This is a genomic window from Streptomyces yerevanensis (genome assembly GCF_000716805.1).
GTDB classification, from domain to species: domain Bacteria; phylum Actinomycetota; class Actinomycetes; order Streptomycetales; family Streptomycetaceae; genus Streptomyces; species Streptomyces flaveus.
Window position 1 is genome coordinate 66,430 of sequence record NZ_JNWJ01000019.1, and the last position, 24,819, is coordinate 91,248.

Annotated in this window: 24 protein-coding genes; 12 read left to right on the top strand and 12 right to left on the bottom strand. The window is 71.6% G+C overall.

Annotated features, from left to right (window positions below):
• Window positions 1-22 precede the first annotated feature (22 nt).
• A complete protein-coding gene (locus tag OP79_RS21040; protein WP_033321838.1) occupies window positions 23-460 on the bottom strand; it encodes a hypothetical protein in 438 nt (145 codons plus the stop codon).
• 265 nt (window positions 461-725) lie between these two features.
• On the opposite strand from OP79_RS21040, the gene OP79_RS21045 reads away from it, so the two are divergent.
• The 4 genes from OP79_RS21045 (at window position 726) to fxsA (ending at window position 4,768) form a co-directional block, all read left to right on the top strand.
• Window positions 726-1,166: an Lrp/AsnC family transcriptional regulator gene (locus OP79_RS21045; RefSeq protein ID WP_033321839.1), complete on the top strand. Its 441-nt coding sequence runs from the start codon at window positions 726-728 to the stop codon at window positions 1,164-1,166.
• A gap of 57 nt (window positions 1,167-1,223) precedes the next feature.
• Entirely contained in the window at window positions 1,224-2,840 is a 1,617-nt protein-coding gene (locus OP79_RS21050; RefSeq protein WP_033321840.1) for an amidohydrolase, read from the top strand.
• 507 nt (window positions 2,841-3,347) lie between these two features.
• On the top strand, window positions 3,348-4,115 hold the full coding sequence (locus OP79_RS21055; RefSeq protein WP_033321841.1) for a polyprenol monophosphomannose synthase: 768 nt from the start codon (window positions 3,348-3,350) through the stop codon (window positions 4,113-4,115).
• A gap of 71 nt (window positions 4,116-4,186) precedes the next feature.
• On the top strand, window positions 4,187-4,768 hold the full coding sequence (gene fxsA / locus OP79_RS21060) for an FxsA family membrane protein (protein WP_033321842.1): 582 nt from the start codon (window positions 4,187-4,189) through the stop codon (window positions 4,766-4,768).
• Between the two features lie 279 nt (window positions 4,769-5,047).
• On the opposite strand, the gene OP79_RS21065 is transcribed toward fxsA, so the two are convergent.
• From OP79_RS21065 to yczE, 4 genes are all read right to left on the bottom strand, one after another.
• Window positions 5,048-5,422 (bottom strand): RNA polymerase-binding protein RbpA, encoded by a 375-nt coding sequence (locus tag OP79_RS21065; protein WP_030677841.1) that lies wholly within the window; start codon window positions 5,420-5,422, stop codon window positions 5,048-5,050.
• Window positions 5,423-5,688: 266 nt separating this feature from the next.
• On the bottom strand, window positions 5,689-7,038 hold the full coding sequence (locus tag OP79_RS21070) for an MFS transporter (RefSeq protein ID WP_033321843.1): 1,350 nt from the start codon (window positions 7,036-7,038) through the stop codon (window positions 5,689-5,691).
• A 63-nt stretch (window positions 7,039-7,101) separates the two neighbouring features.
• Window positions 7,102-7,869 (bottom strand): glycerophosphodiester phosphodiesterase family protein, encoded by a 768-nt coding sequence (locus OP79_RS21075; protein ID WP_033321844.1) that lies wholly within the window; start codon window positions 7,867-7,869, stop codon window positions 7,102-7,104.
• Window positions 7,866-8,516 carry a membrane protein YczE gene (gene yczE / locus OP79_RS21080; protein WP_033321845.1) on the bottom strand — a complete coding sequence of 217 codons (651 nt, stop codon included), beginning with the start codon at window positions 8,514-8,516 and terminating at the stop codon, window positions 7,866-7,868. The genes OP79_RS21075 and yczE overlap by 4 nt, the downstream gene beginning before the upstream one ends.
• Before the next feature lie 102 nt (window positions 8,517-8,618).
• On the opposite strand from yczE, the gene OP79_RS21085 reads away from it, so the two are divergent.
• Window positions 8,619-10,118 (top strand): SCO1417 family PLP biosynthesis transcription factor, encoded by a 1,500-nt coding sequence (locus OP79_RS21085; RefSeq protein ID WP_033321846.1) that lies wholly within the window; start codon window positions 8,619-8,621, stop codon window positions 10,116-10,118.
• 35 nt (window positions 10,119-10,153) lie between these two features.
• Here OP79_RS21085 and OP79_RS21090 read toward each other — a convergent pair whose 3' ends face one another.
• Window positions 10,154-11,746, bottom strand: a complete 1,593-nt coding sequence (locus tag OP79_RS21090; RefSeq protein ID WP_033321847.1) for a P-loop NTPase family protein — start codon at window positions 11,744-11,746, stop codon at window positions 10,154-10,156.
• A gap of 37 nt (window positions 11,747-11,783) precedes the next feature.
• Complete coding sequence (locus tag OP79_RS21095) at window positions 11,784-11,978, bottom strand: hypothetical protein (RefSeq protein WP_033321848.1); 195 nt, start codon at window positions 11,976-11,978, stop codon at window positions 11,784-11,786.
• Between the two features lie 301 nt (window positions 11,979-12,279).
• On the opposite strand from OP79_RS21095, the gene OP79_RS21100 reads away from it, so the two are divergent.
• The 5 genes from OP79_RS21100 to OP79_RS21120 all read left to right on the top strand — a co-directional run bounded on the left by OP79_RS21100 (window position 12,280) and on the right by OP79_RS21120 (window position 17,786).
• On the top strand, window positions 12,280-12,672 hold the full coding sequence (locus OP79_RS21100) for an ankyrin repeat domain-containing protein (RefSeq protein WP_033321849.1): 393 nt from the start codon (window positions 12,280-12,282) through the stop codon (window positions 12,670-12,672).
• 300 nt (window positions 12,673-12,972) lie between these two features.
• Window positions 12,973-14,391, top strand: a complete 1,419-nt coding sequence (locus tag OP79_RS21105; RefSeq protein ID WP_033321850.1) for a hypothetical protein — start codon at window positions 12,973-12,975, stop codon at window positions 14,389-14,391.
• A gap of 229 nt (window positions 14,392-14,620) precedes the next feature.
• Window positions 14,621-15,745, top strand: a complete 1,125-nt coding sequence (locus OP79_RS21110; protein WP_033321851.1) for a glycosyltransferase family 4 protein — start codon at window positions 14,621-14,623, stop codon at window positions 15,743-15,745.
• Complete coding sequence (locus tag OP79_RS21115; RefSeq protein ID WP_033321852.1) at window positions 15,742-16,935, top strand: glycosyltransferase; 1,194 nt, start codon at window positions 15,742-15,744, stop codon at window positions 16,933-16,935. Before OP79_RS21110 ends, OP79_RS21115 begins: the two co-directional genes overlap by 4 nt.
• The gene (locus OP79_RS21120) at window positions 16,932-17,786 is read left to right on the top strand and encodes an SGNH/GDSL hydrolase family protein (RefSeq protein ID WP_033321853.1); all 855 of its coding nucleotides are present in this window, start codon (window positions 16,932-16,934) and stop codon (window positions 17,784-17,786) included. Before OP79_RS21115 ends, OP79_RS21120 begins: the two co-directional genes overlap by 4 nt.
• A 6-nt stretch (window positions 17,787-17,792) precedes the next feature.
• Here the strand turns inward: OP79_RS21120 and OP79_RS21125 are convergent, their stop codons facing one another.
• Genes OP79_RS21125 through OP79_RS21145 form a run of 5 tightly spaced genes read right to left on the bottom strand, consistent with a single transcriptional unit; the run spans window position 17,793 to window position 22,204 of the window.
• The gene (locus OP79_RS21125; protein WP_033321854.1) at window positions 17,793-18,662 is read right to left on the bottom strand and encodes a 5-oxoprolinase subunit C family protein; all 870 of its coding nucleotides are present in this window, start codon (window positions 18,660-18,662) and stop codon (window positions 17,793-17,795) included.
• Entirely contained in the window at window positions 18,659-19,291 is a 633-nt protein-coding gene (gene pxpB / locus OP79_RS21130; RefSeq protein WP_033321855.1) for a 5-oxoprolinase subunit PxpB, read from the bottom strand. Before pxpB ends, OP79_RS21125 begins: the two co-directional genes overlap by 4 nt.
• The gene (locus OP79_RS21135) at window positions 19,288-20,046 is read right to left on the bottom strand and encodes a LamB/YcsF family protein (RefSeq protein WP_033321856.1); all 759 of its coding nucleotides are present in this window, start codon (window positions 20,044-20,046) and stop codon (window positions 19,288-19,290) included. The genes pxpB and OP79_RS21135 overlap by 4 nt, the downstream gene beginning before the upstream one ends.
• Before the next feature lie 20 nt (window positions 20,047-20,066).
• Complete coding sequence (locus OP79_RS21140) at window positions 20,067-20,888, bottom strand: putative hydro-lyase (RefSeq protein WP_033321857.1); 822 nt, start codon at window positions 20,886-20,888, stop codon at window positions 20,067-20,069.
• Window positions 20,885-22,204 (bottom strand): MFS transporter, encoded by a 1,320-nt coding sequence (locus OP79_RS21145; RefSeq protein WP_033321858.1) that lies wholly within the window; start codon window positions 22,202-22,204, stop codon window positions 20,885-20,887. The genes OP79_RS21140 and OP79_RS21145 overlap by 4 nt, the downstream gene beginning before the upstream one ends.
• A gap of 202 nt (window positions 22,205-22,406) precedes the next feature.
• Between OP79_RS21145 and OP79_RS21150 the strand changes: the two genes are divergently transcribed.
• Window positions 22,407-23,105, top strand: coding sequence for a GntR family transcriptional regulator (locus OP79_RS21150; protein WP_033321859.1), 699 nt, complete (start codon window positions 22,407-22,409; stop codon window positions 23,103-23,105).
• A gap of 60 nt (window positions 23,106-23,165) precedes the next feature.
• A complete protein-coding gene (locus tag OP79_RS21155; protein WP_033321860.1) occupies window positions 23,166-24,683 on the top strand; it encodes a hypothetical protein in 1,518 nt (505 codons plus the stop codon).
• The last annotated feature ends 136 nt before the right edge of the window (window positions 24,684-24,819 follow it).

A 24,819-nucleotide genomic window follows, 5' to 3' on the forward strand; every position in this document is an offset into this window, starting at 1 on the left:
GAACCCGCAGCTTCGAAACCGCCTAACCCAGCGGAGCGCCTACGCGGCGCATCACCGGCACCCGGATGGGGCGCGAGCCGGGGCCGCCGGCGTGCGAGAAGGGTTGTGTGCGCCAGTCGAGTCCCTGAGGAAGCGTCAACAGCAGGGCGGTGTCCTGCTCCTGAGCCTCCATCGACTCGTCGGCGGGCCGGGCCTCGGCCGCCGCGCGGCCCGTACCGGCGCAGACCGTGAGCCCGAACGGGTTCCACGGGGTGGCGCACAGTGCGTGCTCCGGCAGGACCTCCTCGTCCGCGAGGAGTGCGATGGGCTGCGCGCAGTCCGGGCAGATCACCCGGTACATCTCGAAGGTGTCGTACGCGTCGAACTCGTCCTCAGCCGGTTCAACACCCTCCGGCGCGGGCTCGACGACCGGCTGCTGCCGCTTGGGTGCGGTACGACCGGGGCGCTTCAGACTCTGCATAGATTTTCTCCCCCTCGGGTGGGCCGACAAGGCGCTGCGGCCTCGACCACAGCAAGCACTTCCCGTCCCGTCTCGGCGGTAATCACGAGGACATCACGGAACCTGTAGTCACACTGTGGCGTTCGTCACATGCCGCCCGCAGGTGCCGGACGCGGTGCATTTGTCCCCACGTGGCTCGCCGGGTCGCCCCCATCAGATCACAAACCGGGTATGACCTGCGCCGCTGAGGTACCGGCGAGGATCAAGGGCCCTGTAGGTTCCTGCCATGGAGGAGCTCGACCGACAGATCGTGCAGCTGCTCGTCGAGGACGGGCGGATGAGCTACACCGACCTGGGCAAGGCCACCGGACTGTCCACGTCGGCCGTGCACCAGCGGGTGCGCCGGCTTGAGCAGCGCGGCGTGATCCGCGGCTATGCGGCGGTCGTCGACCCGGAGGCCGTCGGGCTGCCGCTGACGGCCTTCATCTCGGTGAAACCGTTCGACCCCAGCGCCCCGGACGACATCGCGGAACGACTGTCCGGCGTCCCCGAGATCGAGGCCTGCCACAGCGTCGCGGGAGACGAGAACTACATCCTCAAGGTCCGCGTCTCGACCCCCCACGAGCTGGAGGAACTGCTCGCGCGCCTCCGCTCGCTGGCCGGCGTGTCGACGCGTACGACGGTCGTCCTGTCGACGCCGTACGAGGCACGGCCACCCAAGATCTGAACCCCCGGAGGAGCCCCGGAAGAGGGGTGCGGGCGTCGAGGGGCGAAACTGTTCTCCATGAGTGAGAGCACCGCCACCCCACGTACCGTGCTGCTGCGCGGCGGGGAAGTCCACAGCCCCGCCGACCCGTTCGCCACCGCGATGGTCGTGGAACGCGGGCAGGTCGCCTGGGTCGGCTCCGAGGGCGCGGCCGACGCGTTCGCGGACGGGGTCGGCGAGGTGGTGGACCTCGAAGGCGCCCTGGTCACCCCGGCGTTCACCGACGCCCATGTGCACAGTACGGCCACCGGGCTCGCCCTCACCGGCCTCGATCTGTCCGACGCGCCCTCCCTGGCGGCGGCCCTCGATCTCGTACGGGACTTCGCCGCGGCCCGCCCCGGCGACCGGGTCCTCCTCGGTCACGGCTGGGACGCCGCCCGCTGGCCCGAGCGGCGCCCGCCCCGGCGGGAAGAACTCGATGAGGTCACCGGCGGTCGCCCGCTCTACCTCAGCCGGATCGACGTGCACTCCGCCGTCGCGACCACGGCCCTGCTGGATCTGGCGCCAGGGGTGCGGGAGAAGGCGGGCTTCGAGGCCGGGCAACCGCTCACCCGGGACGCCCACCACGTCGTCCGCGCCGCGGCTCTGGGAGCCGTCACCCCGGCCCAGCGCACCGAGGCCCAGCGTGCCGCGCTGGCGCACGCCGCCTCGCTCGGCATCGGCTCCGTCCACGAGTGCGCGGGCCCCGAGATCTCCTCCGAGGACGACTTCACCGGGCTGCTGCGGCTCGCCGCGGAGGAGGCAGGACCGAGGGTCGTCGGTTACTGGGCCGAGCAGGACGTCACGAAGGCCCGCTTCCTGGGCGCGATCGGCGCCGCGGGCGACCTCTTCGTCGACGGCGCGCTCGGCTCGCACACGGCCTGCCTGCACCGGCCGTATGCGGACGCCGGCCACACCGGCACCTCCTACCTGGGCGCCTCCGACGTCGCCGCCCATGTGGTGGCCTGTACGGAAGCGGGACTGCAGGCAGGCTTCCACGCCATCGGGGACGCCGCCGTCACCGCGGTGGTCGAGGGAACGCGCGCCGCCGCCGAGAAGATCGGCCTGGCCCGTGTCCGGGCGGCCCGGCACCGCGTCGAGCACGCCGAGATGCTCACCCCCGAGACCATCGCCGGCTTCGCCGAACTCGGCCTCACCGCCTCCGTCCAGCCCGCCTTCGACGCGCTGTGGGGCGGCGAGGACGGCATGTACGCCGAGCGCCTGGGCGCCGAACGGGCCCGTACGCTCAACCCGTTCGCGGCCCTGCTGCGTACCGGCGTACCGCTTGCCTTCGGCTCCGACAGTCCCGTCACCCCGCTCGACCCGTGGGGCACCGTCCGTGCCGCGGCCTTCCACCGCACACCGGAACACCGGATCTCCGTACGCGCCGCCTTCACGGCCCATACGCGGGGCGGCTGGCGGGCGATCGGCCGGGACGAGGCGGGTGTCCTGGCGCCGGGCGCACCCGCCGACTACGCTGTGTGGCGCGCCGATGAACTGGTCGTCCAGGCCCCGGACGACCGGGTCGCCCGCTGGTCGACCGACCCCCGCTCCGGCACCCCCGGACTGCCCGACCTGACGCCCGGGACACCCCTTCCCGTCTGTCTGCGGACCGTCGTGGGCGGGCGCACCGTGTTTGTACGGCCGGAGGGGTGATGTGCCGGGGCGGCCCGGCACCGGTCTCCACCAGGCACTCTGTCCCGCCACCTGCGTATCCTCCGCGCTGACCAGGCGGTTGAGTGAAAGTCCGCAGCTCGAACGGCTGTTGACAGCAAGCGGCGGGTGGCCGGTAGGTTCGGCCGGGTCCACCACCGGACGTCCGACCGCGGAGGTTCCGAGCAGCCCTCGAAGCGCCGCTGTGTCAGGGGTGGTGTGCCGCACCGGCGCACCACAACTGGGAGCCAGGCCCAGCGCTCGCGCCACGGGGGCGGGGGAACGTTCCGCCGGTCGGCAGGTGTGACCCGGGTGGGGCCCGGCGCTCAGTAGACAACGGCTCTAGGTCGATCCGCAGCCAGCGGGTCCCAGGTCGGCCCGAAGGGCGCCGGGTCCCGATCCGCTGTATCTTCCCCTTCTCAGGTCTCCCGGGCCGCCGTACCTGTCTGCGCCGTAGCGGACGCTCGCTATGGTGGAGCCCCTCTCGCACGGATGTCTTAAGGGGAAGCTGTGAACGACGGCGGTGGGCGACAGTTCGGTCCGCTCGGCACCACCTTGGTGATCATCCCCACCTACAACGAGGTGGAGAACATCAGGGCGATCGTCCGCCGGGTGCGGGCCGCGGTGCCCGAGGCGCACGTCCTGGTCGCCGACGACAACAGTCCCGACGGCACCGGCAAACACGCCGACGAGCTGTCCGCCGAGGACGACCATGTCCATGTGCTGCACCGCAAGGGCAAGGAGGGCCTCGGCGCCGCCTACCTCGCGGGCTTCCGGTGGGGGATCGAGCACGATTACGGCGTACTGGTCGAGATGGACGCCGACGGTTCGCACCGGCCCGAGGAACTGCCCCGGCTGCTCACCGCACTCAAGGGCGCCGACCTGGTCCTCGGCTCCAGGTGGGTACCCGGCGGGCGGGTCGTGAACTGGCCCAGGTCCAGGGAGTTCATCTCGCGCGGCGGCAGCCTGTACTCCCGCGTCCTGCTCGACGTACCGATCCGCGATGTCACCGGCGGCTACCGCGCGTTCCGCCGGAAGACCCTCGAAGGTCTCGGCCTCGACGACGTCGCCTCCCAGGGCTACTGCTTCCAGGTCGACCTGGCACGCCGCGCCGTCAAGGCCGGCTACCACGTCGTCGAGGTACCCATCACGTTCGTCGAGCGCGAGCTCGGAGACTCCAAGATGAGCCGCGACATCCTCGTGGAGGCGCTGTGGCGGGTCACGACGTGGGGTGTGGGGGAGCGGGCGGGGCGGATCCTGGGGCGTAAGTCGCCTTGATCCGTGGGGTCTTGGGCAGAATTGATCGCCCCCTTATCCCGTACTGAGCCTGGCCCAGGCACACTGGACCTATGACGACTGGCGCTCCGACCCCGACGTACCCCGCGCGACCGCGGCGGTCCCGGCTGCGTACGTTCCTGCCGCTCGGCATCGCCGCATGGCTGGTCCTGGAGATCTGGCTGCTGACCGTGGTGGCGGGCGCGGCGGGTGGCTGGGCCGTCTTTCTGCTGCTCGTGGCCGGGTTCGTGCTGGGTTCCGTGGTCATCAAGCGGGCCGGGCGCCGAGCTTTCCGGGCCCTGAGCGAGGCGCTGCAACAGCAGCAGAGCGGGGTGCTGCCGCAGGGTGAGCGGGGCAGCGAAGGCAATGGCCTGATGATGCTGGGCGGCCTGCTTCTGATGCTGCCGGGCCTGATCTCCGACGCGTTCGGCCTGGTCCTGCTGATCCCGCCGGTCCAGAAGTCCCTGAGCCGCTACGCGGAGCGCACCTTCGAACGCAAGATGCGCGAGGCCACTCCCGGCACCCTGGGCGACGCCTTTCAACAGGCCCGCATGCATCGCCCCGACGGCAAGGTCGTACCGGGCGAGGTCATCCACGACGACGAGCGCCGGGGACCTGAGGGGGAGCCCGGGCCGCGTCCGCCGCTGACCAGCTGAGTCCGGCGCCCCGTTGAGGGGCGCGGGACTGTGTCGATATGCGGCTCCGCCGCGTGGGCGCGACAACCCGCAGTCGAAGACACGGGCCAGCGCAAATCAGCCCGTCCGGCGTTTGAGGACGAGCCCGCCAGGGTGATGGGGGTCTGGGGGCGCAGCCCCCAGGACAGCGACCACTACTCAGCGGCACTCAAAACACAACAGAACCGCGGGTGCCGTACACCTAGGTACGGCACCCGCGGTCCCGGGTGCGCTCTCTATGCCGCCCAACCCCCGGAGGGGCTACGCGGACTTGCGGCTGTCCCGCGGATGTACCGCGATGTTCATGGCGCCGGATCGGAGAACGGCCAGGCGCTCCGCGAGGACCTCTTCGAGTTCCTCGCGCGTGCGCCGCTCCATCAGCATGTCCCAATGCGTGCGCGCGGGCTTGGCCTTCTTCTCTTCGGGGCCATCGCCGTCCACGAGGAGTGCCTGGGCCCCGCAGACCTTGCACTCCCACTCCGGCGGGATCTCCGCCTCCACCGAGAAGGGCATCTCAAAACGATGGCCCTTCTCGCATGCGTACTCCACGGCCTGGCGTGGGGCCAGGTCGATGCCGCGGTCAGTCTCGTAGCTGGTCACCACGAGGCGCGTGCCGCGAAGAGCTCGCTCACTCATGAATCGTGCCTCCCGGGCTTGTCGCCCACAGGACAGGTGTCGCTGTCGTCGTCATCCGGTCAACGTCCGGTCGGCGGTAAAGATTCCCGTTGCGGGTCATGCGTCGCCGTCGTAGCCGCCCCTTGTTGTACCCACCAGCGCCCGGTTTGTCACATCTGAGAGCAGATGTCACCCAACGTTTCGACTTCTTTGACGCGCAGTAACGGTACGCCTGGCAGGCCAAACGCGTACACTACCGGCCTTTGGCCCCAGGTGCTAAATCGGTGCTAGATCCGGTCCGGAACCGGGTTGCCCGCATCCCGCACCGCCTGCCGCACCGAAACCCGCGCGAGCAGCACGAATCCGATGACGAAGAAGGCCACGAGCGAGATGATCGCGTCCCGGTAACTTCCGGTCAGCTGGTAGGTCAGACCGAACAGAAGCGGGCCCAGCCAGCTCATGCCGCGGTCGCTCATCTCGTACGCCGAGAAGTACTCGGCCTCCTTGCCCCGCGGCACCAGATGCGAGAACAGCGAGCGGGACAGCGCCTGGCTCCCGCCGAGCACGAGGCCGATCCCGGCGGCGAGCACGAAGAACCACACGGGTGAGCCCGCGGGCAGGAAGTAACCCGCCCCGATCGTCACCGTCCACGCCACCAGTGAGCCGAGAATCGTGCGCTTCGCGCCGTACACGCGCGCGAGCCGCCCCATGCCGAGCGCCCCGGCCACGGCCAGCAGCTGGACGAGCAGCACCGCGACGATCAGGGTCGACTGGCCGAGGTCCAGCTCTTCGGAGCCGTACACGGAGGCCTGTGAGATGACCGTCTGGATGCCGTCGTTGTAGACGAGATAGGCCAGCAGGAAGGCGAGCGTCCGGGGTTTGCGCCGCATGTCCCGCACGGTGGCGGCCAGTTGACGCCAGCCTTGCACGGACGTCCCTTCCCGGGGCGTCGTACGGCGATCGCGCAGCCGCTTGAGCGGTACGAGCGTGAAGGCGCCCCACCAGATGCCCGCGGAAGCCAGACAGATGCGTACGGCCATCGCCTCCGAGAGGCCGAAGCTGTCATGGGCCGTGAACAGCACCAGGTTCGCCACCAGAACCAGCGCGCCCGCCGCGTAACCGAAGGCCCAGCCCCTGGACGAGACGGCGTCACGCTCCTCGGGCGGGGCGATCTGCGGCAGATAGGAGTTGTAGAGCACCATCGAGACGGCCAGCGAGGCATTGGCCACGATCAGCAGGAAGCCGCCCAGCAGATAGCGGTCGCCGTCCAGGAAGAACATCCCGGTGGTGGCCGCGGCGCCCACATAGGCGGCGGTCGCGAGCAGCGGCTTCTTGCGCCCGGTACGGTCGGCCGCCGCTCCCGCCAGGGGCATCACGAAGATCGACAGGATCACGGACGCGGACACGGAGTACGCGAAGAAGGAACCCGCGCGGACCGGGATCCCCAGGGGGTGCACGAAGCCGTCCGCGTCCGCCGCCGACTCGGCGACCGACGTCAGGTAGGGCCCGAGGAACACCGTCAGGACACTCGTCGAATAGACGGAGCAGGCCCAGTCGTAGACGTACCAGCCGTGTTGTTCGCGGCGCCGTCCGGCCGCGTCGTCGGCCGCCTCCGTCCGCACGGTGTCGGTGTCCATCCGTGCCCTCGCTTCCCCGTCGCAGTCCCCGTACGCGGAACGCCGCGCGGGGCGCCGGGCCGCTCAGACCCAGGTGCCGCGGTCCTTGAGGACCCCGCGCAGCGTCTCGATGTGATCGGTCATGATGCCATCGACTCCGAGATCCAGAAGACGGTGCATCCGCTCGGGCTCGTTGACGGTCCACACGTGGACATGCAGCCCGCGCGCGTGGGCGGCGCGTACGAAGCGGTGGTCGACCACCGGGACACCCGACTGGGACTCGGGCACCTGCGCGCAGACCGCCGAGCGGCGCAACGCCGCGGGGACGCCCCATGACTGCAGGCGCAGCCCCAGGACACCCCGGGTGCCGTACGAGGTCGCCAGGCGCGCCCCGGCCAGGTGCTGGGCGCGGGACACGCGCGCCTCGGAGAAGGAGCCGACGCAGACGCGGTCCCAGGAGTTGGTGCGGCCGATCAGATCGAGCAGCGGGTGCAGGGCGGGCTCCGTCTTGATGTCGACGTTCCAGCGGACGTCGGGGAACGTCTCCAGGAGCTCCTCGAAGAGGGGCACCGGTTCGCCACCGGCCACGCGCGCGTGCCGTACGTCGTCCCAGGGGAGGTCCGCTATCCGGCCCGCCCCGTCGGTCACCCGGTCCAGCGTCGCGTCGTGGAAGGCGACGAGCCGGCCGTCGGCAGTGGCGTGCACATCGGTCTCGATGTACCGATAGCCCGCCTCGACCGCGCGCCGGAACTGCGCCACGGTGTTCTCCAGTCCGTCCGCCGCCCCGCCCCGGTGGGCGAAGGCGATCGGGCCGGGATGGTCGAGATAGGGATGGCGTATCCGTGTGGTCACCGGCGCAGTATCGCCCGCTTCGGTTGACCCCCGGCAACGACGGTGCTGCCGTCCTCCGAGGGAACGGCGAACACCCGCAGGAACAGCTGGGCGAGCGGGCCGATCGACAGCGCGTACAGGACCGTGCCGATGCCGACGGTGCCGCCGAGTGCGAACCCGGTCGCCACGACCGTGATCTCGATGGCCGTGCGCACCAGGCGGATCGAGACTCCCGTGCGCTGGTGCAGCCCCGTCATCAGGCCGTCGCGGGGGCCGGCCCCGAAGCGCGCCGCGATGTACATGCCCGTCGCCACGCCGTGCAGGACGATCCCCGCGACCAGCAGCGGGACGCGGACCGCCAGGGTGCGGGCGTCCGGTACGAGGGCCAGTGTCGCGTCCAGCGCGACACCGATCACCAGGACGTTGGAGATCGTTCCGAGCCCGGGCCGCTGACGCAGCGGGATCCACAGCAGCAGCACCGAGGCACCCACGAGTGTCAGCACCACACCGATCGACAGCCCCGTCCGCTCGGCGAGCCCTTCGTGCAGCACGTTCCACGGCTCCAGCCCCAGGCCCGATCTGACGAGGAGTGCCGAGCTCGCGCCGTACAGCGTGAGACCGCCGTAGAGCTGCGACAGCCGCCGTAGGAGATGCCCCTGTGTGGACAAGACGTGCCCCCTGAGATGGTGGTAGTGGCCTGATGCATGACACCCTGTGGCTTGGCAGGACCTGCCATCCATGGCCAATTCGGGGAAGGTGGACTGGAAATCATGGCTCAGTGGACTTCTGCGATCGGTGCCGCGCAGCTGGCCCGGCTGCTCAACTCTCAGCAGGAGCGCCCTGCCGGTCCCGGTACGCGACGCCCGCCCGCCTATCGCGCCCTCGCCGACGGCATCCGGCTGCTCGTGCTCGAAGGGCGCGTCCCCGTGGCCGCGCGACTGCCCGCCGAACGGGAACTGGCCCTCTCCTTGTCCGTCAGCCGCACCACCGTGGCCGCCGCCTATGAGTCGCTGCGCAGTGAGGGGTTCCTGGAGTCCCGTCGGGGAGCGGGGAGTTGGACCGCCGTGCCGGCCGGCAATCCGCTGCCCGCGCGCGGTCTCGAACCGCTGCCGCCCGATGCGCTCGGCTCCATGATCGACCTCGGCTGCGCGGCCCTGCCCGCGCCCGAGCCCTGGCTCACCCGTGCCGTACAGGGCGCCCTGGAGGAGCTGCCGCCGTACGCCCACACCCACGGCGACTATCCGGCGGGGCTGCCCGCGCTGCGTACGACGATTGCCGAGCGCTACACCGCGCGCGGCATTCCCACGATGCCCGAGCAGATCATGGTGACCACCGGCGCCATGGGAGCCATCGACGCCATCTGCCACCTCTTCGCCGGGCGCGGTGAGCGCATCGCCGTCGAGTCGCCCAGCTACGCCAACATCCTCCAGTTGATGCGCGAGGCGGGAGCCCGTCTGGTGCCCGTCGCCATGGCCGAGGGGCTCGCGGGTTGGGACATGGACCGCTGGCGGCAGGTGCTGCGCGACGCGGCGCCCCGTCTCGCGTACGTCGTCGCGGACTTCCACAACCCGACCGGCGCGCTCGCCGACGAGGACCAGCGACGGCGGCTCGTCGACGCGGCGCGGTCCGCCGGCACCGTGCTGGTCGTGGACGAGACCATGAGCGAGCTGCATCTGGACGAAGGGCTCGAACTGCCGCGCCCCGTCTGCGGTTTCGACCCGGCCGGGTCGACGGTGATCACAGTGGGCTCGGCCAGCAAGGCGTTCTGGGCGGGCATGCGGATCGGCTGGGTGCGGGCGGCGCCCGATGTGATCCGCAGCCTGGTCGCGGCACGCGCGTACGCCGATCTGGGCACCCCCGTCCTGGAACAGCTGGCCGTGAACTGGCTGCTCAGCACCGGAGGTTGGGAACAGGCAGTGGACATCCGGCGGGACCAGGCCCGCGAGAACCGCGACGCGCTCGTGGCCGCCGTACGCCGTGAGCTGCCCCGCTGGGAGTTCGAGGTGCCGCACGGCGGGCTCACGCTGTGGGTGCGTACCGGAGGGCTGTCGGGCTCGCGGCTGGCCGAGGTCGGCGAGCGGGTGGGCGTACGGGTGCCGTCAGGGCCACGCTTCGGAGTGGACGGGGCCTTCGAGGGCTATGTCCGGCTGCCGTTCACCGTCGGCGGCGCGGTGGCCGAGGAGGCCGCGGCGCGTCTGGCCGCGGCGGCCCGTCTGGTGGAGACGGGAGCGAACGGGGCGACGGAGACACCGCGCACCTTCGTGGCGTGACGCCGCGTTCGGACCTCCAGACCTCCCGCAACCCGTCAGCCTTCCGCCACGACCTTCGTGCCCTTCGTGAGGACCGTTCGGTCTTCCGCCGGGGCGTCGGCGGGCTCCGGGTCCGCCGGAGCGGTGCGCTCCGGCAGGAGGCTCAGGACCGCCTGGCGGTGGGCCTCGCTCGTTGCCTCGTCGTACGGGTCCGGGGTCGCCGGAACCTGGAGGCGGTGCATCGGACCCATGCCCAGCCGGGCGTAGCCGCGGCCGGCGGGCACGTTCGGGGTCGGGGTGGTGGGCGGACGCGTCCCGAGCGCCGCTTCGAGCTGCGCGGCAGAAGCCGGGCCGAGCACGACACGCGCGCGCGTGTGCTGACGTACCGGGTCGATGAGGGACTCCATGCCGTCGAACTGCTCGGCCACCGCCACCGTCACACCGGCCGTGCGTCCGTGCCGCAACGGCACCTGGAGGAGGGACTGCGGGTCGCGGCGCCCCTCGGCCGCCGCCAGCTGCCCGAGCACCGTCGGGCGGTCCAGGAGGAGCCAGAGCGGACGCAGCGTGTCGTCCGGCGGGGACTGGCCCGCCTGACGGGCCCGGTTCATGGCGATGAGGCGTCGCTCCGTCTCGTGCGCCGCCCACTCCAGACCGGCCAGGGCCCCGGTCAGATCGCACTCGACGGCCAGTACGCCGGCGCGGCCCGTGAGGCACGCGAACTCGCCCGTGCCGCCGCCCTCGACGATCAGCACGTCACCGTGCTGGAGGACCTGCAGTGCGATCGACCTCAGAAGGGTGGTCGTGCCGCTCCCGGGACCGCCGACCGCGAGAAGGTGCGGCTCGGTCGAGCGCACGCCGGTGCGCCAGACGACCGGCGGAACGTCGCGCCGTTCCCCACCGGCGATGACAGGGAGCGTGCGCTGGACGCCCGCCGGGTCGGTGAAGCCGAGCACCGTCTCGCCCGGAGCCGTGACGAAGCGCTGGGCGGCGATGTCGACGGGGAGCGGTGGCAGGGCCGTGACGGTGAGCTGATTGCCCTCCTCGTCCCACTCGAAGCGGTACTCCCGGCCACGGCCCGACTTCGTGTGCAGCAACTGCTCGATACGTGCGCGGGAGGCCGCCTCGCCGTCCGTGAAGTACGCCGGGTAGCGGATCGTCAGCTGTGAGATGCGGCCGGTGCCGTCGAACGCGTACGAGACGAAGGCCTTCGCCCACTGCCCGCCGTGTGTGAACAGGGGAGCGGGGTCCTCGGGGACCGAGAAGTATGGGACGAGCGCCTCGTAGAGCGACTCCAGGCGCTTGGTCTGCGCCTCGTCGGGGCCCGTCGGCCGGGACGGGGTGCGGTCCCGGCCGTGCCAGGCGGCAGCCGCCATGAGGGTGAGGGCGGCGAGCAGTGGCCCGAAGGGCAGGAGAGCGACGACCAGCACGATCGAGGTCAGCAGGAACAGCAGTGGCCCGCGCCGGTCCCTGGGGGTGCCGGCCCATCTGAGCCGCCCTGCCGCCGCCAGCCGGCGCAGTCCACGGGTGATCGTGATCAGCGGATGGAGAACGTCGGTGGCACTGTCGGCGGCCGACCGGGCCAGCTTCCGGCCGCGGACGATCCGGTCGCTGCCGTTGCTCAGAATGCGGGGGAGGGGGCGCCGGGCCACTGCTGTCTCCTGACGGTGCGCGCGGAGGGGAGGGGCGTCAGAACTCGATGTCGCTGAGGAAGCTGGCCAGGCTCTCGCCGCCGTCCCTGATGCTCGAGGCGATGGCCGTGCTCGCCAGATAGAACCCGAAGAGCGCGCACACCAGCAGGTGCGAGGCCTTGAGGCCGTCCTTGCGGTAGAGGATGAAGACGATGATGCCGAGCAGGACGACAGCTGAGATGGACAGGATCATGAGGGTTCTCCTGGTCGATGGGGACAGTCACCATGAGTAGTTTCAGACTCACAGCATGTATCTGTGCGATAAAAGGCGCAACTGGGTGAATTTCCCCTCGTTTCGCCCTACCGGTCCCTGGCTCACCGGCCACCCGGACCTCAGCGGCCGTCTGCCGACTTCGAGGTGATCTTTGCCTCGGTGGGGCCCGGTCATGTGGCCGCTCGAGCCAGTACGCTGGCGAATCACTCGTACGGCCGCACCCTCGCGGTCGTACGGACCCGAAGTCCCCGAGTTCCCGCAGCGAGAGGTGGTCCGGCCGATGAGTGAAGCCCCCGACCCCGAGGTCGTGGAACTGGCGACCAGGATCTTCGATCTGGCGCGCCGGGGCGAGACCGAGGCGCTCGTCGCGTATGTCGACGCGGGCGTCCCGGCCAACCTCACCAACGACCGCGGCGACTCGCTCGTGATGCTCGCCGCCTACCACGGCCACGCCGACGCGGTGCGTGCCCTCCTGGAGCGCGGCGCCGAGGCCGACCGCGTCAACGACCGGGGCCAGACGCCGCTCGCCGGAGCGGTCTTCAAGGGCGAGGACGCGGTGGTCCGGGTCCTCCTGGACGCCGGTGCCGACCCTGAAGCGGGCACGCCGTCCGCGGTGGACACGGCCCGGATGTTCGGCAAGGCCGAGTTACTCGACCTCTTCGGAACGCACTGAATGGACCGTCCTGACCAGGCGGAACAGCGATTTTGGGGGAGGCGGTACCCAGCCGCCGGAAATGCGGTCGCGGTAGCGAGAACCGCTGGGTCATCATGACGTCGTGATTCACGGACGCGATGGCTGGGCAGGTGTTGCCGCACCGCGCGGGCCGTGATGCGGCCCCTACGGGCACCGACGAGAGGCAGAGGAAGATGGTCTACAACAAGCAAGAGACGACGGGCGCCCCGACGTGTTGTCACGCGACCAGGTAAAGCACGATCTCCGGTTGCGCCGACGCTTGATGTGAGGCTGTTTCCCATGTTCGATCCGGTCATAGCGCCCAGCGGTACGCTGCTCGGCCTGCTCCAGAGGGGCCGCGGCGACGGCACGCTGCACGCGCTCACCGCACCGCGCCCCGAGGCGCTCGCCGCGCTCAACGCGTGTGTGCTGCACGACCCCCGCCACGACTGGCAGGTGGAGAACCGCTCCCTGTACTACGCCCGTCTCTATCTCGACCTGAACGGCGAGCTCGACGAGATCGAGGCTCACCTCTTCGACGCCGAGGACATCCTCGACACGGACGAGTCACGCACGGGCCTCGCACTCGCCGTGCTCGGGCATCTCGCCTCGTACGGCAGGCGGGACGCGCTCGCACTGCTGAGGCGGTACGCCGCCCACGGCAGCAACTGGGCCTGGGCCCTGGACGAGCTGGCACTGCGCGACGACGACGCCGGACTGCGCGCACTCGCCGCGCCGGTCCTCGCCCGCTTCCCGGCAGACCCCGAGGGCGAGGCCGAACTCGCCGCCGCCGTGCGCGACGCCTTCGAACCCCGGCCCTGGCGGCTGTGGGCCGAGGACCCCCGCTCCTCCATCGCCACGCGCGTGCGCGGCGCCCAGGAAGCCGGCTCCTTCGACCGCTGGCAGCGGCAGATGCGACCCTCCGGACCCCGTCCGGGCTGGAGCGTGCGGGCCGTCTTCGAGTGGGCCCAGCAGGGCATCGAACGCGGAGCCGCGCTCCATGTCCCGGCTGCCCGCTGCCTCACGGCCGTCGCGGGGCCCGAGGACCGTCCCGAGATCATCGACGCGGCCCGGCACGGCGACGACGGCGCGCGCTGCACGGCCCTGCGCTATCTCGCCGACAGCCACGATCCCGACGTACTGGACCTGATCGAGACCGCTCAAGCCGCCGGCTCGCGACTCGTCGTGGACGCCGCCGTGGACGCCTTCGAGCGGATGCGCAGCGTTGCCGCCGTGGAGCGGGCGCGACGGTGGGCGCACCGGCCCGACGCGCTCGGTCAGGCCGCGGGACGCGTGCTCGCCTGTCTGGGCGGCGTACAGGACGGCGAGCTGGTGCTGGGCGCCCTGCGCGAGGCCGTACGGGGAGACGGGCCCGACGCGCCGACCTTGTACACCCTCGTCGACGGCGCCGGGCGGCTCGGTATCGCCTGTGCCGCCCCCGTGCTGCGCCACGTCTACCGTGAGACGGCCTCATCGCATCTGCGCGGGCGCACGGCTCGCGCGCTGGCCGCCACCGATCCGTCCTTTCCCGCCGGGTTCGCCGTCGAGTGCCTCTGGGACTGCGAGGAGACGACCCGGGAAGTCGCCGCCCGGCACGCCGAGACCGGTGACGCCCGTGTGGTCGACCAGCTCCGCAGGCTCGCCGCCGATCCGGCCGAGGAGGCGGAGGTGCAGACGGCGGTCCGCAGCAGAATCGGCCCGGACACGACTGCCGCGTGAGGCTGGAGTGTCCACGGTGTGAGATCACACACGTCCGCGGCGTGGGCGGGATGCGACCGTCGTGTGAGCGTGTTTGTCGCCCGCCCGTAGCGCGTTGGTACGAGCCTGGATGCCGGGGCGTGACCGGGTCGTGATCCGGGGGCGCACGCAGCGCAACGCTCATGGGACGTTCCCTCTCCGGAAAGATCCACGTTGACGCGGCCACGTCCAGCACGACGACAACACGGGTATGCGTGTCGTCATCGTGACCGAGTCCTTTCCCCCCGACGTGAACGGCGTGGCCCACTGCGCGCTCCAGACCGCCCGACACCTCGTCGACCGCGGTCACGTTCCCCTCGTCGTCGCCCCGGCCACCGCCGCCGGCAACGGGCCCGACGCTCTCGCGCCGTGCCCAGTCGTCCGAATCCCCTCCCTGCCGCTCCCCGGCTACCCCCAGGTCCGTGTCGCCCTCCCCAGCCGACGTGTCGCCGCCGCGATCACCGAACACCGCGCCGACATCGTCCACCTGGCCAGCCCCTTCGTCCTCGGCGTCCGCGGCATGGCGGCCGCCACCCGGCTCGGCATCCCCGCCGTGGCCGTTTACCAGACCGACCTCGCGGGATACGCCCGTACCTATGTGCACGCGGGTGAGGCCACCGCCTGGCGGCGTATCCGCTCCGTCCACGCCGCCGCCGACCGGACGCTCGCCCCGTCCAGCGCCGCTCTGCAGGACCTGGAGGCGCACGGTGTGCCCCGGGTGCGACTGTGGCCGCGTGGCGTGGACACCGTCCGGTTCCGCCCGGAACACCGGGACGACGCACTCCGCCGTGAACTCGCGCCGAACGGCGAGCTGATCGTCGGCTACGTCGGCAGGCTCGCCCCCGAGAAGCAGGTCGAACTCCTCGCCGGGGTCTGCGGCCTGGACGGCGTACGCGTCGTGGTCGTGGGCGACGGCCCGAGCCAGGCCAGTCTGAGCGGGGCACTTCCCGGAGCCGTGTTCCTGGGCCGTCGCACCGGGGACGAACTCGCCCGGATCTTCGCCTCGTTGGACGTCTTCGTGCACACCGGACCGTTCGAGACCTTCTGCCAGACCGTGCAGGAGGCGATGGCCAGCGGCATCCCTGTGGTCGCCCCTGCCGCGGGCGGGCCGCTCGACCTGGTGGCCCACGGGCGCACCGGACTGCTCGTGCCGCCGCGCGACGAGGGCGCCGTACGCGACGCCGTGGCGGTGCTCGCCGCCGATCCCGCGCTGCGGGCCGCGTACGGCGCCGAGGCGCGCCGTACCGTCGAGGGCCGCACCTGGGCGGCCGTCGGCGACCAGCTCATCGGGCACTATGCCGACGTGCTCACCGGACGGGCGGTGGTTGCGGCATGAGCGAGTCGCTGCGGATCGTCCGGTTGGCCAACTTCGTCGCCCCTGCCTCGGGCGGCCTGCGGACCGCGCTGCGGGAACTGGGCGCGGGTTACCGGGAGGCCGGGCACGAGCCCGTGCTGATCGTGCCCGGCGAGCGCGCCTCGGACCGCGAGACCGAGCAGGGCCGGGTGATCACCATGCCCGGACCGCTGCTGCCCGGGACCGGCGGCTACCGCGTGCTCACCGACAAACGGCGGGTGTCCGCCCTCCTGGAGGAGCTCGCGCCGGACCGGCTCGAGGTCTCCGACCGTACGACGCTGCGCTGGACCGGCGTCTGGGCGCGGCGTGCCCGGGTGCCCGCCGTGATGGTCTCCCACGAGACCGCCGACGGCGTCCTGCGCACCTGGGGCCTGTCCGAAGGCATGGCGCGGCGGGCCTCCGACGCCCTCAACATCCGTACCGCGCACCACTATTCACGTGTGGTGTGCACCACGGAGTTCGCGGAGCGCGAGTTCGTCCGCATCGGCGCCCGCAATGTCGTACGCGCCCCGCTGGGCGTCGACCTGGAGGGCCGGCACCCCTCGCTGCGGGACCCGGGGCTGCGCGCCCGGCACGCGCGCGTGGACGAGACCCTGCTGGTGATGTGCTCCCGGCTGTCCGTCGAGAAGCGGCCCGGCACCGCGCTTGACGCCCTGGAGGCGCTGCTGCGCCGCGGGGAGCGCGCGGTGCTCGTCGTCGCCGGTGATGGGCCGTTGCGGGCCCGGCTCGAACAGCGGGCGCGCGAGCGGCGGTTGCCGGTCACCTTCCTCGGGCACGTGGGCGACCGCGCGCTCCTGGGCGGTCTGCAGGCCTCTGCCGACGTATGCCTGGCCCCCGGGCCCGCCGAGACCTTCGGGCTCGCGGCCCTGGAGGCGATGGCCTGCGGTACGCCCGTCGTCGCCAGCGCCTCCTCCGCACTCCCGGAGGTCATCGGCTCCGCCGGAGCCACCGCCGCCGACAACGGAGAGTCGTTCGCGGACAAGGTACGGCTGCTGCTGGACCGTCCCGAGAGCGAGCGTCGGGAGGCGGCACGCGCGCGTGCCGCCTGTTTCGGCTGGCCGGCCGCCGTGGAGGCGTTCCTCACGGCGCACGACGCGGCCGTACGGGTCGACCGCCCGTCGTCACAGGCGGGCGCCTCCTCCGCGCGAAGGGCTCGGGAGGGCGTGGCATGAGACCCCTGCGGTTCGTGGCGCTCGGGGACTCCCTCACGGAAGGAGTGGGTGATCCCGTCGGTGAAGGGTGGCGCGGCTGGGCCGCGCTGCTCGCCGACGGGCTCGCCCCCGCCGACGCTCCCGCGCAGTTCGTCAACTTCGCGGTCAGCGGCGCCCAGACGCGTGACGTCCTGGAGCACCAGACCCCTGCCGCGCTGGCCGCAGGGCCGGACGTCGCCTCGGTCGTCATCGGGGTCAACGACACCCTGAGGTGCAGCTTCGACATCCACGCGGTGGCCGCGCGGCTCGACGAGGTGTACGCGGCGTTCACCCGGCAGGGGGCGGTGCTGCTCACCGCCTGTCTGCCCGACCCCGGCGCGATGCTGGGGCTGCCCGGGGCGCTGGCCCGGCCGCTCGCACGGCGTCAGCGGGCCGTGAACACGGTCGTGCACGCGCTCTCCGAGCGGTACGGCGCTGTCCATCTGCACGCCGCGGAAGGGGCGTGGCTCATGGACCGCGCCATGTGGAGCGCGGACCGGCTGCATCCGGGCGAGCGGGGGCACCGGCAACTCGCCGTACGCTTCCATGCACTGCTCGCGGAGGCGAGCATCGCGACGGGGCGTGCGCCTTCTTCGAAGCCCGATTTTCCCGCGCCCACACGCTCGGCGAGCCTGTGGTGGCTGGCCACCGCCGGCACCGGGTGGGTGGCCCGCCGCTGCACCGACCTCCTGCCCCAACTCCTCACCCTCGCCGCCGACGAGATCCGCCACCGCGCCCGCGGCACCAGCGCCCGGCTCGACCTGAGCGCGTCGCATGCGGTGGCGGCGGCACTGGCGGCGTTGTCGGTCACGGAGCAGCCCGATGCGGCGTAAGCCTGATCAACGGCGCCGCACGGTCACGAACCGCACCGGCGTGCCCGGCGCGGCCTGGGCCGCGGCAGGGAGGTCCGTGGCCCGGACGACGGCGATGACCGGGTAGCCGCCGGTGGTCGGGTGATCGGCCAGGAACACCACGGGCCTGCCGTCCGGGGGCACCTGGATCGCGCCGAGGACCATGCCCTCGCTGGGGAGTTCGCCGGGGCGCGCCCGCTCCAGGGCGGGCCCCTCGGTGCGCAGGCCGATGCGGTTGCTCGCCGAGGAGACCCGGTACGTGTGCGTCGTAAGGGCGCGTACGGCCGATGCCGTGAACCAGTCGTCGCGGGGGCCGAGGGTCACTCGGAGTACGAGTTCGGCGGGCGGGCCCGGCTGCGCGGCGACGTCCACGCGCGCGTGGGGGGCGTTCGGCCTCCCCAGGGGGAGCACCGTCCCGTCGGTCAGGGGCGGTGGGCCGAGGCCCGAAAGCAGGTCCGTCGACCGGCTGCCGAGCACCGGCTCGACGGCCACCCCACCCGACACGCCGACATAACTGCGTACTCCGGAGACCGCCGTTCCCACCGACAGCAGCGCCCCGGCGGGCACGAGCACCGGGGCTCCCCAGGGCACCGGGCGGCCGTCCACGGAGACCGGGCACGGGGCCCCGCCGACCGCGACGACGACCGCCGAACGCGGCCGTAGAGCACAGCCGTTGAGCGTCGTCTCCAGGACCGCCGCCTCGGGTGGATTGCCGACCAGACGGTTCACCAGGGCGGCGGCGGGACCGTCCAGCGCACCGGAACGCGGTACGCCCAGGTGCGCGTGACCGGGACGCCCGAGATCCTGCACGGTTGTCAGCGCCCCGGCCCGTACGACGGCGAGAGCACGGTCCGTCATGAGGACCCCACCGGGACGGTCCCCACAGGGACGAAGCGGACCCGGGTTCCCGGTGACAGCAACGCGGCGGGCACGCGCGCGTGGTCCCACAGAACGGCGTCCGTCGTGCCGATCAACTGCCAGCCGCCCGGCGACGGCCGCGGGTACACGCCTGTGTACGGGCCCGCGAGCCCCACGGCACCGGCCGGGACGGTCGTACGGGGTGTCGCGCGGCGCGGCACCCCGTAGCGGGCCGGGAGGCCGGTCAGATAGCCGAAGCCCGGCGCGAACCCGCAGAAGGCGACCCGGAACTCGGCCGCCGCGTGGATCCGCGCCACCTCGTGGGGGGACACGTCCCAGTGCGCCGCGACCTCCGCGAGGTCGGGACCGTCGTAGCGGACGGGGATCTCGACGATCTCCCCGGCGCGCGGGGGCACAGGCGGCACCTGTGAGGCGGCCAGCTGCTCCGCCAGGCGCACAGGGTCGTCGAGGCCGTCCAGGAGGACCGTACGGGCCGCGGGGACGATCTCCCGTACCGAGAGGGCCCCCTCCGCGCGACGGCGCAGCAGATCCGCGTGCAGGGCCTGCGCCTCCTCGTCCGTCGAGACTTCGACGAGAAGGGCACGGTCGCCGACCGGCAGCGCCCTCATGCGAACGCCTCCACGCGGACGCCCGACGCCTCCAGCTTCGTACGGACCCGGCGCGCCAGCTCCACCGCTCCGGGCGTGTCGCCGTGCACGCACAGGGAACGGGCGAGCACCCCGATGTCCCGCCCGGAGCGGGACGCGACCACGCCGGAGCCGGCGAGGCGCACGGAGCGCTCCACAACGGCACCGGGGTCGGTGATCACGGCGCCGTCCTGACTACGCGGCACGAGCGTGCCCTCGTCCGTGTAGGCACGGTCCGCGAACGCCTCGGTGACGACCGGGAGTCCGGCCTTCTCCGCCACGTCGAGGAAGCGGGATCCGGGCAGCCCGAGCACGGGGAGCGTGGCGTCCGCGAGGAGCACCCCGTCGACCACGGCCCGGGCCTGCTCCTCGTCGTGCACCACACGGTTGTAGAGCGCGCCGTGCGGTTTGACGTACGCCACGCGCGCGCCCGCCGCGCGCGTGAAGACCTCCAAGGCGCCGATCTGGTACGCCACTTCGGCCGCCAGTTCGTCGGACGGCACATCCATCGCGCGCCGTCCGAAGCCCGCCAGGTCGCGGTAGGAGACCTGGGCGCCGATCCGTACGCCGCGCTCGGCCGCCAGCTCGCACACCCGCCGCATGGTGGCCGCGTCCCCGGCGTGGAAGCCGCAGGCCACGTTGGCGCTGGTGACGACGGACAGCAGTTGTTCGTCGTCGGTCAGGCGCCAGCGGCCGAAGCCCTCGCCCAGGTCGGCGTTGAGATCGATCGAGGTCATGGAGATGTCGATTCCTTCTGTCAGGCCACGCGGTACTGCTCGTCGCGGGCGTCGGTGATGAACATCTGGCCTGGTGCGTGGGTGATCGCGAACGGTGGGCGCGAGGCCATCACCGCGGCCTGCGGGGTGACGCCGCAGGCCCAGAACACCGGGATGTCGTCGGGACCGGCGTCCACGGGATCGCCGAAGTCGGGGCGCGTGAGGTCCTCGATGCCGAGTACGTCCGGGTCGCCGCAGTGGACCGGGCTGCCGTGCACCGCGGGCAGCAGACTGGTCTCCCGGATCGTTGCCGCCAGGTGCTCGGGCGGGACCGGGCGCATCGACACCACCATGGGGCCGTGCAGCCGCCCCGCCGGACGGCACTGACGGCCCGTCACGTACATGGAGACGTTGCGTCCCTGCTCGAGGTGGCGCAGCGGTACGCCGGCCTCGGCCAGCGCCCACTCGAAGGTGAAGCTGCACCCGATGAGGAACGACACGAGGTCGTCGCGCCAATGGGCCAGCACGTCCGTGGGCTCGTCGGCCAATTCGCCGTGTTCCCAGACTCGGTAGCGCGGCAGATCGGTGCGCAGATCGGCGCCCGGGGCGAGGACGGTGCTCCAGGAGCCGGCGTCGGTGACGTCGAGGACCGGGCAGGGCTTCGGGTTGCGCTGGCAGAACAGCAGCATCTCGTACGCCCAGTCGGCGGGCACCGAGATCAGGTTCGCCTGGGTGTGGCCCGCCGCGCAGCCCGCGGTGGGGCCCGACACGCCCGAACGGAAGCGGGTGCGCGCCTCGTCGGGGCTCCACGCGTGCGCGTGCTCGTCGAGCACGTCCTGGTGCCGGAGTTGAGTGCGGTTCACAGGATCTCCTTCCCCCGCGTCTCGGGCAGTCCGAACAGGGCCAGCGCCGCGAGACCGTAGCCGATCGCGCCGAAGACCAGCGCACCGCCGACCCCCCAGCTGTCCGCCAGGAACCCGACGCAGGTCGGGAAGACGGCGCCCACGGCGCGGCCGGTGTTGTACGTGAAACCCTGCCCCGTGCCGCGCACCGCCGTCGGGTACAGCTCGCTCAGGAACGAACCGAAGCCGCTGAAAATCGCCGACATACAGAAGCCGAGCGGGAAACCGAGCACAAGGACAAGGGTGTTGGCGCCGGTGGGGATGTTCGCGTAGGCCACGATGCAGATCGCCGAGAGCACCGCGAAGAGCCAGATGTTCCGCCTGCGGCCCAGCTTGTCGGTGAGATAGCCACCGGTCAGATAGCCGAGGAAGGCTCCGCTGATCAGGAATGTGAGATAGCCGCCGGTGCCGACGACGGACAGTTCGCGCTCCGTCTTCAGGTACGTGGGCACCCAGGTGGCCAGCGTGTAGTAGCCGCCCTGGACACCGGTGGAGAGCAGGACCGCGAAGATCGTCGTCCGGAGCAGTCCGGGTGCTTCGGCCGTGCCCGGCTTGAAGATGGCCGCGAACGAGCCCTTTTCGGGGCTCTCCTTGCGGCGTTCGGTCGCCTTGGGGGCGTCCTTCACATGACGGCGGACCCAGATGACGAGCAGTGCGGGCAGCGCGCCGGTCCAGAACATCACCCGCCAGGCGATGTCGTCGTCCATGAACTGGAAGACCAACGTGTAGACGAGCACGGCGAGTCCCCAGCCGACGGCCCAGGAACTCTGGATCACGCCAAGCGTGCGTCCTCGGTGCTTCGGGCTGGCGTACTCGGCGACCAGGATCGCGCCGACCGCCCACTCGCCGCCGAAACCGAGCCCCTGAAGGGCACGGAACACCAGCAGGGTCTCGTAGTTGGGTGCGAAGCCGCAGGCCACGGTGAAGACCGCGTACGTGATCACCGTGATCATCAGGGCCTTGACGCGCCCGATCCGGTCCGCGAGCACACCCGCGATGGCACCGCCGATCGCGGAGACGACCAGCGTGACGGTCGTGAACAGCCCGGTCTGGCCGCTGTTGAGGCCGAAGTACGCCGCCAGGGCCACCATGCTCAGCGGCAGCGTGAAGTAGTCGTACGAGTCGAGGGCGTAGCCGCCGAACGCGCCGCCGAAGGCGCGGCGGCCCCGCGGGCCCAGGGCCCGCAGCCAGGCGAACGCGCCCTCGTCGGTGGCGGATTCGCCCGAATCGGTGCGGGTCTCGGTGGTGAGGGCCTGCGGTGGAGGGGTCGTGCTCATGGTGCACCTCGCAGTTGAGGACGGAGGGTGCTTCAGGACTGATGAGCCGTGCCGTGCGGAAGCGCTGAGGAACTGAACCGGCGTGGGGAAGCCGTCGGCGCCGGGACGAGCGGCGGCGCCTGTTCCAGCAAGGTAGAGGATCGTTGAACGATCCTTCAATACCTATGTTGTTTCGTTCTTGTATCTGCGATTGAATCCGGGTGTGGCCGAACTGAACGGACTGGCGGACGATCGCGCACTGTTGGGACGCACCAGCACCGCGGAGCGGGTCTCGGACATCCTCAGGAGCCGGATCGCCGAGGGGTTCTTCCCGCCCGGCACGCGGCTGTCCGAAGACAGCATCGGCGGCGCGCTCGGCGTCTCGCGCAACACGTTGCGCGAGGCGTTCCGGCTGCTCACGCACGAACGGCTGCTGGTGCACGAGCTCAACCGGGGCGTGTTCGTACGGATCCCGACTGTCGAGGACGTCGAGGACATCTACCGCACCCGGAGCCTCGTGGAGTGCGCCGTCGTCCGCGGTCTCGGCAAGCCGCCGTACGCCGTGGACGGTCTCGCCCGAGCCGTCGCCGACGGGCAGCGGGCGACGGGCGAAAAGGACTGGAAAGCCCTGGGCACCTCCAACATCCGCTTCCACCGGGAGCTGGTGGCGCTCGCCGGAAGCGCCCGCACCGACGAACTGATGAACGGGGTCCTCGCCGAACTCCGGCTCGCCTTCCACCTGGTGGACGACCCACGACGGCTGCACGAGCCGTACCTCGCCCGCAACGGCCAGATCCTGAAGGCCCTCCAGGACGGCGGCCGGGACGAGGCCGAGCAACTGCTGGCGGTCTACCTCGTCGATTCGCGCAGGCGGGTCGTGGAGGTCTATGGGCAACGGGTGACGGAGCAGAAACCGAAGTGACGCGGGCGCCCTTCTGGGGCGTTCGGTGCGTTGTCAGACCCAGGACCTAGTCTTTGCATCGTGACTTCGCCTGCATCGACGGACAGTGTTCCGCCCCAGCTCAGCGCGGGGCCGCGGCCCGCCCCGGGCCCGGCCGCCGACGAGGGTCTGGCGCGGCGCCTGCGCGCGCTCGCCTGCACCGCACCCCTGCACGACCTCGATGTACGCAAGGCGAACCTCGCAGGTGAGTACTCCGTGTACGGCATGGCGGAGGTGGCCCTCGCCGCCATCGACCTCGTCACACTGAACATGGACTTCGACACGGGCGCCGACCACGACCAGATCGTCGCCAGGCTCATCCCGCGCATCGCCGCGCAGGCCCCGCGCCGCCCCGTCGCCGAGCACGAGCGCGTGGCCCGCTGGGTCCTGGAGAACCTGATCAACGTCGGCAGCGTCGACCGCGGCTTCCGGGCCGTATACGGCACATTCACACCCGACGGCTCCTATGTGCGCCGCGACTACGACTTCAAGCTGATCGAGGAGGTGCCCGGCTACGGCGGCAGCGTGTATCTCCGCACGACGGACGAGGCGGTCAACGTCCTGGTGGGCGCCCTCGACACGGACGTCACCAGCGCGCAGATCGCCGCCGAGGTCAAGCTGGAGGTGCTGATCAGCCGCGGCAGGCTCGCCGACGCACAGCTCGCCGCCGAGCAGGCCCGCTACCGGACCGTGCAGTACTCCGAGACGCTCCGCAGGGCCCTGGACGCGACGCGGCGCAATGTCCGCGCGGTGGACTGGCTGCAGACCGTGCCCGACATGATCACCGAAGCGCTCGACCACGTGGCCGACCGCTATCGCCACGAGAACGCGATCCTCACCAATATCCGCAAGGCCCGCGACGAGTCCGAGGATCCCGAGCACAAGCGCCGTGCCGCCGAGCTCGTCGACATCGTCAAGGACTGCATCCGCCGCCATACGCAGTTGCAGTCCCGCCTCCTGGAGGCCGGCCCGCTGTTCCGCGCCGAGCAGGACCGACAGGCCTTCGCCGCGCCCATGGCGACTTCGGGGATCGACCTGTACGGGCACCTTGTCGCGCCGGTGCTGCCCCTGCCCGTCGAGCAGGCCCTGCACGTGACGGACGCGTTCTTCGCGCGCGGGACGGGCCTGCGCACTCCGGTGTCCGTACGGGTCGGAGATCTGGTCGACATCCTGCTGGCGCCGCCCATGGAGCGGGAACATCTCGGAGCTCAGATGCCCGAGCCGGATCTGATCGCCACGCCGGACGACAGCCGGTTCAGCGAGGAGCAGTTGGCCGCGGCCATGGAGTTGCTGGATCTGCCGGCCGATGCGCCGCGGCGGTTGTCGGGGTTGCTGGCGGATGCGCGCCGCTCGGACCCCGAGTTGCCGTACCTGGTCGCACTGTTGGCCGTGCATGCGGCCAGCCCGCCGGTGGGTACCGCCTGTCGGCAGGGCGAGGAGAAGCTGCTGTTCTCGGTGGACGACGGGACCGAGTTGGACGATCCGGAGTTCGGCGGGGCAGATCTCATCGTGGGCATGGCGCTGTTGGACGCGGCGGCGCTCCGCTTGGAGGGCCGATGAACGGCGGGTCGTTCTTTGGCTGCGGGCCGTCGGTGGCTTGTCGCGCCCGCGCGGCGGGGCCGCATGGTGTCACGCCCCGCGCCCCTGACCAAGTTGGTCTCGCCCGCGTTTGCCAGATTCCCGAGGAGTCCTAACC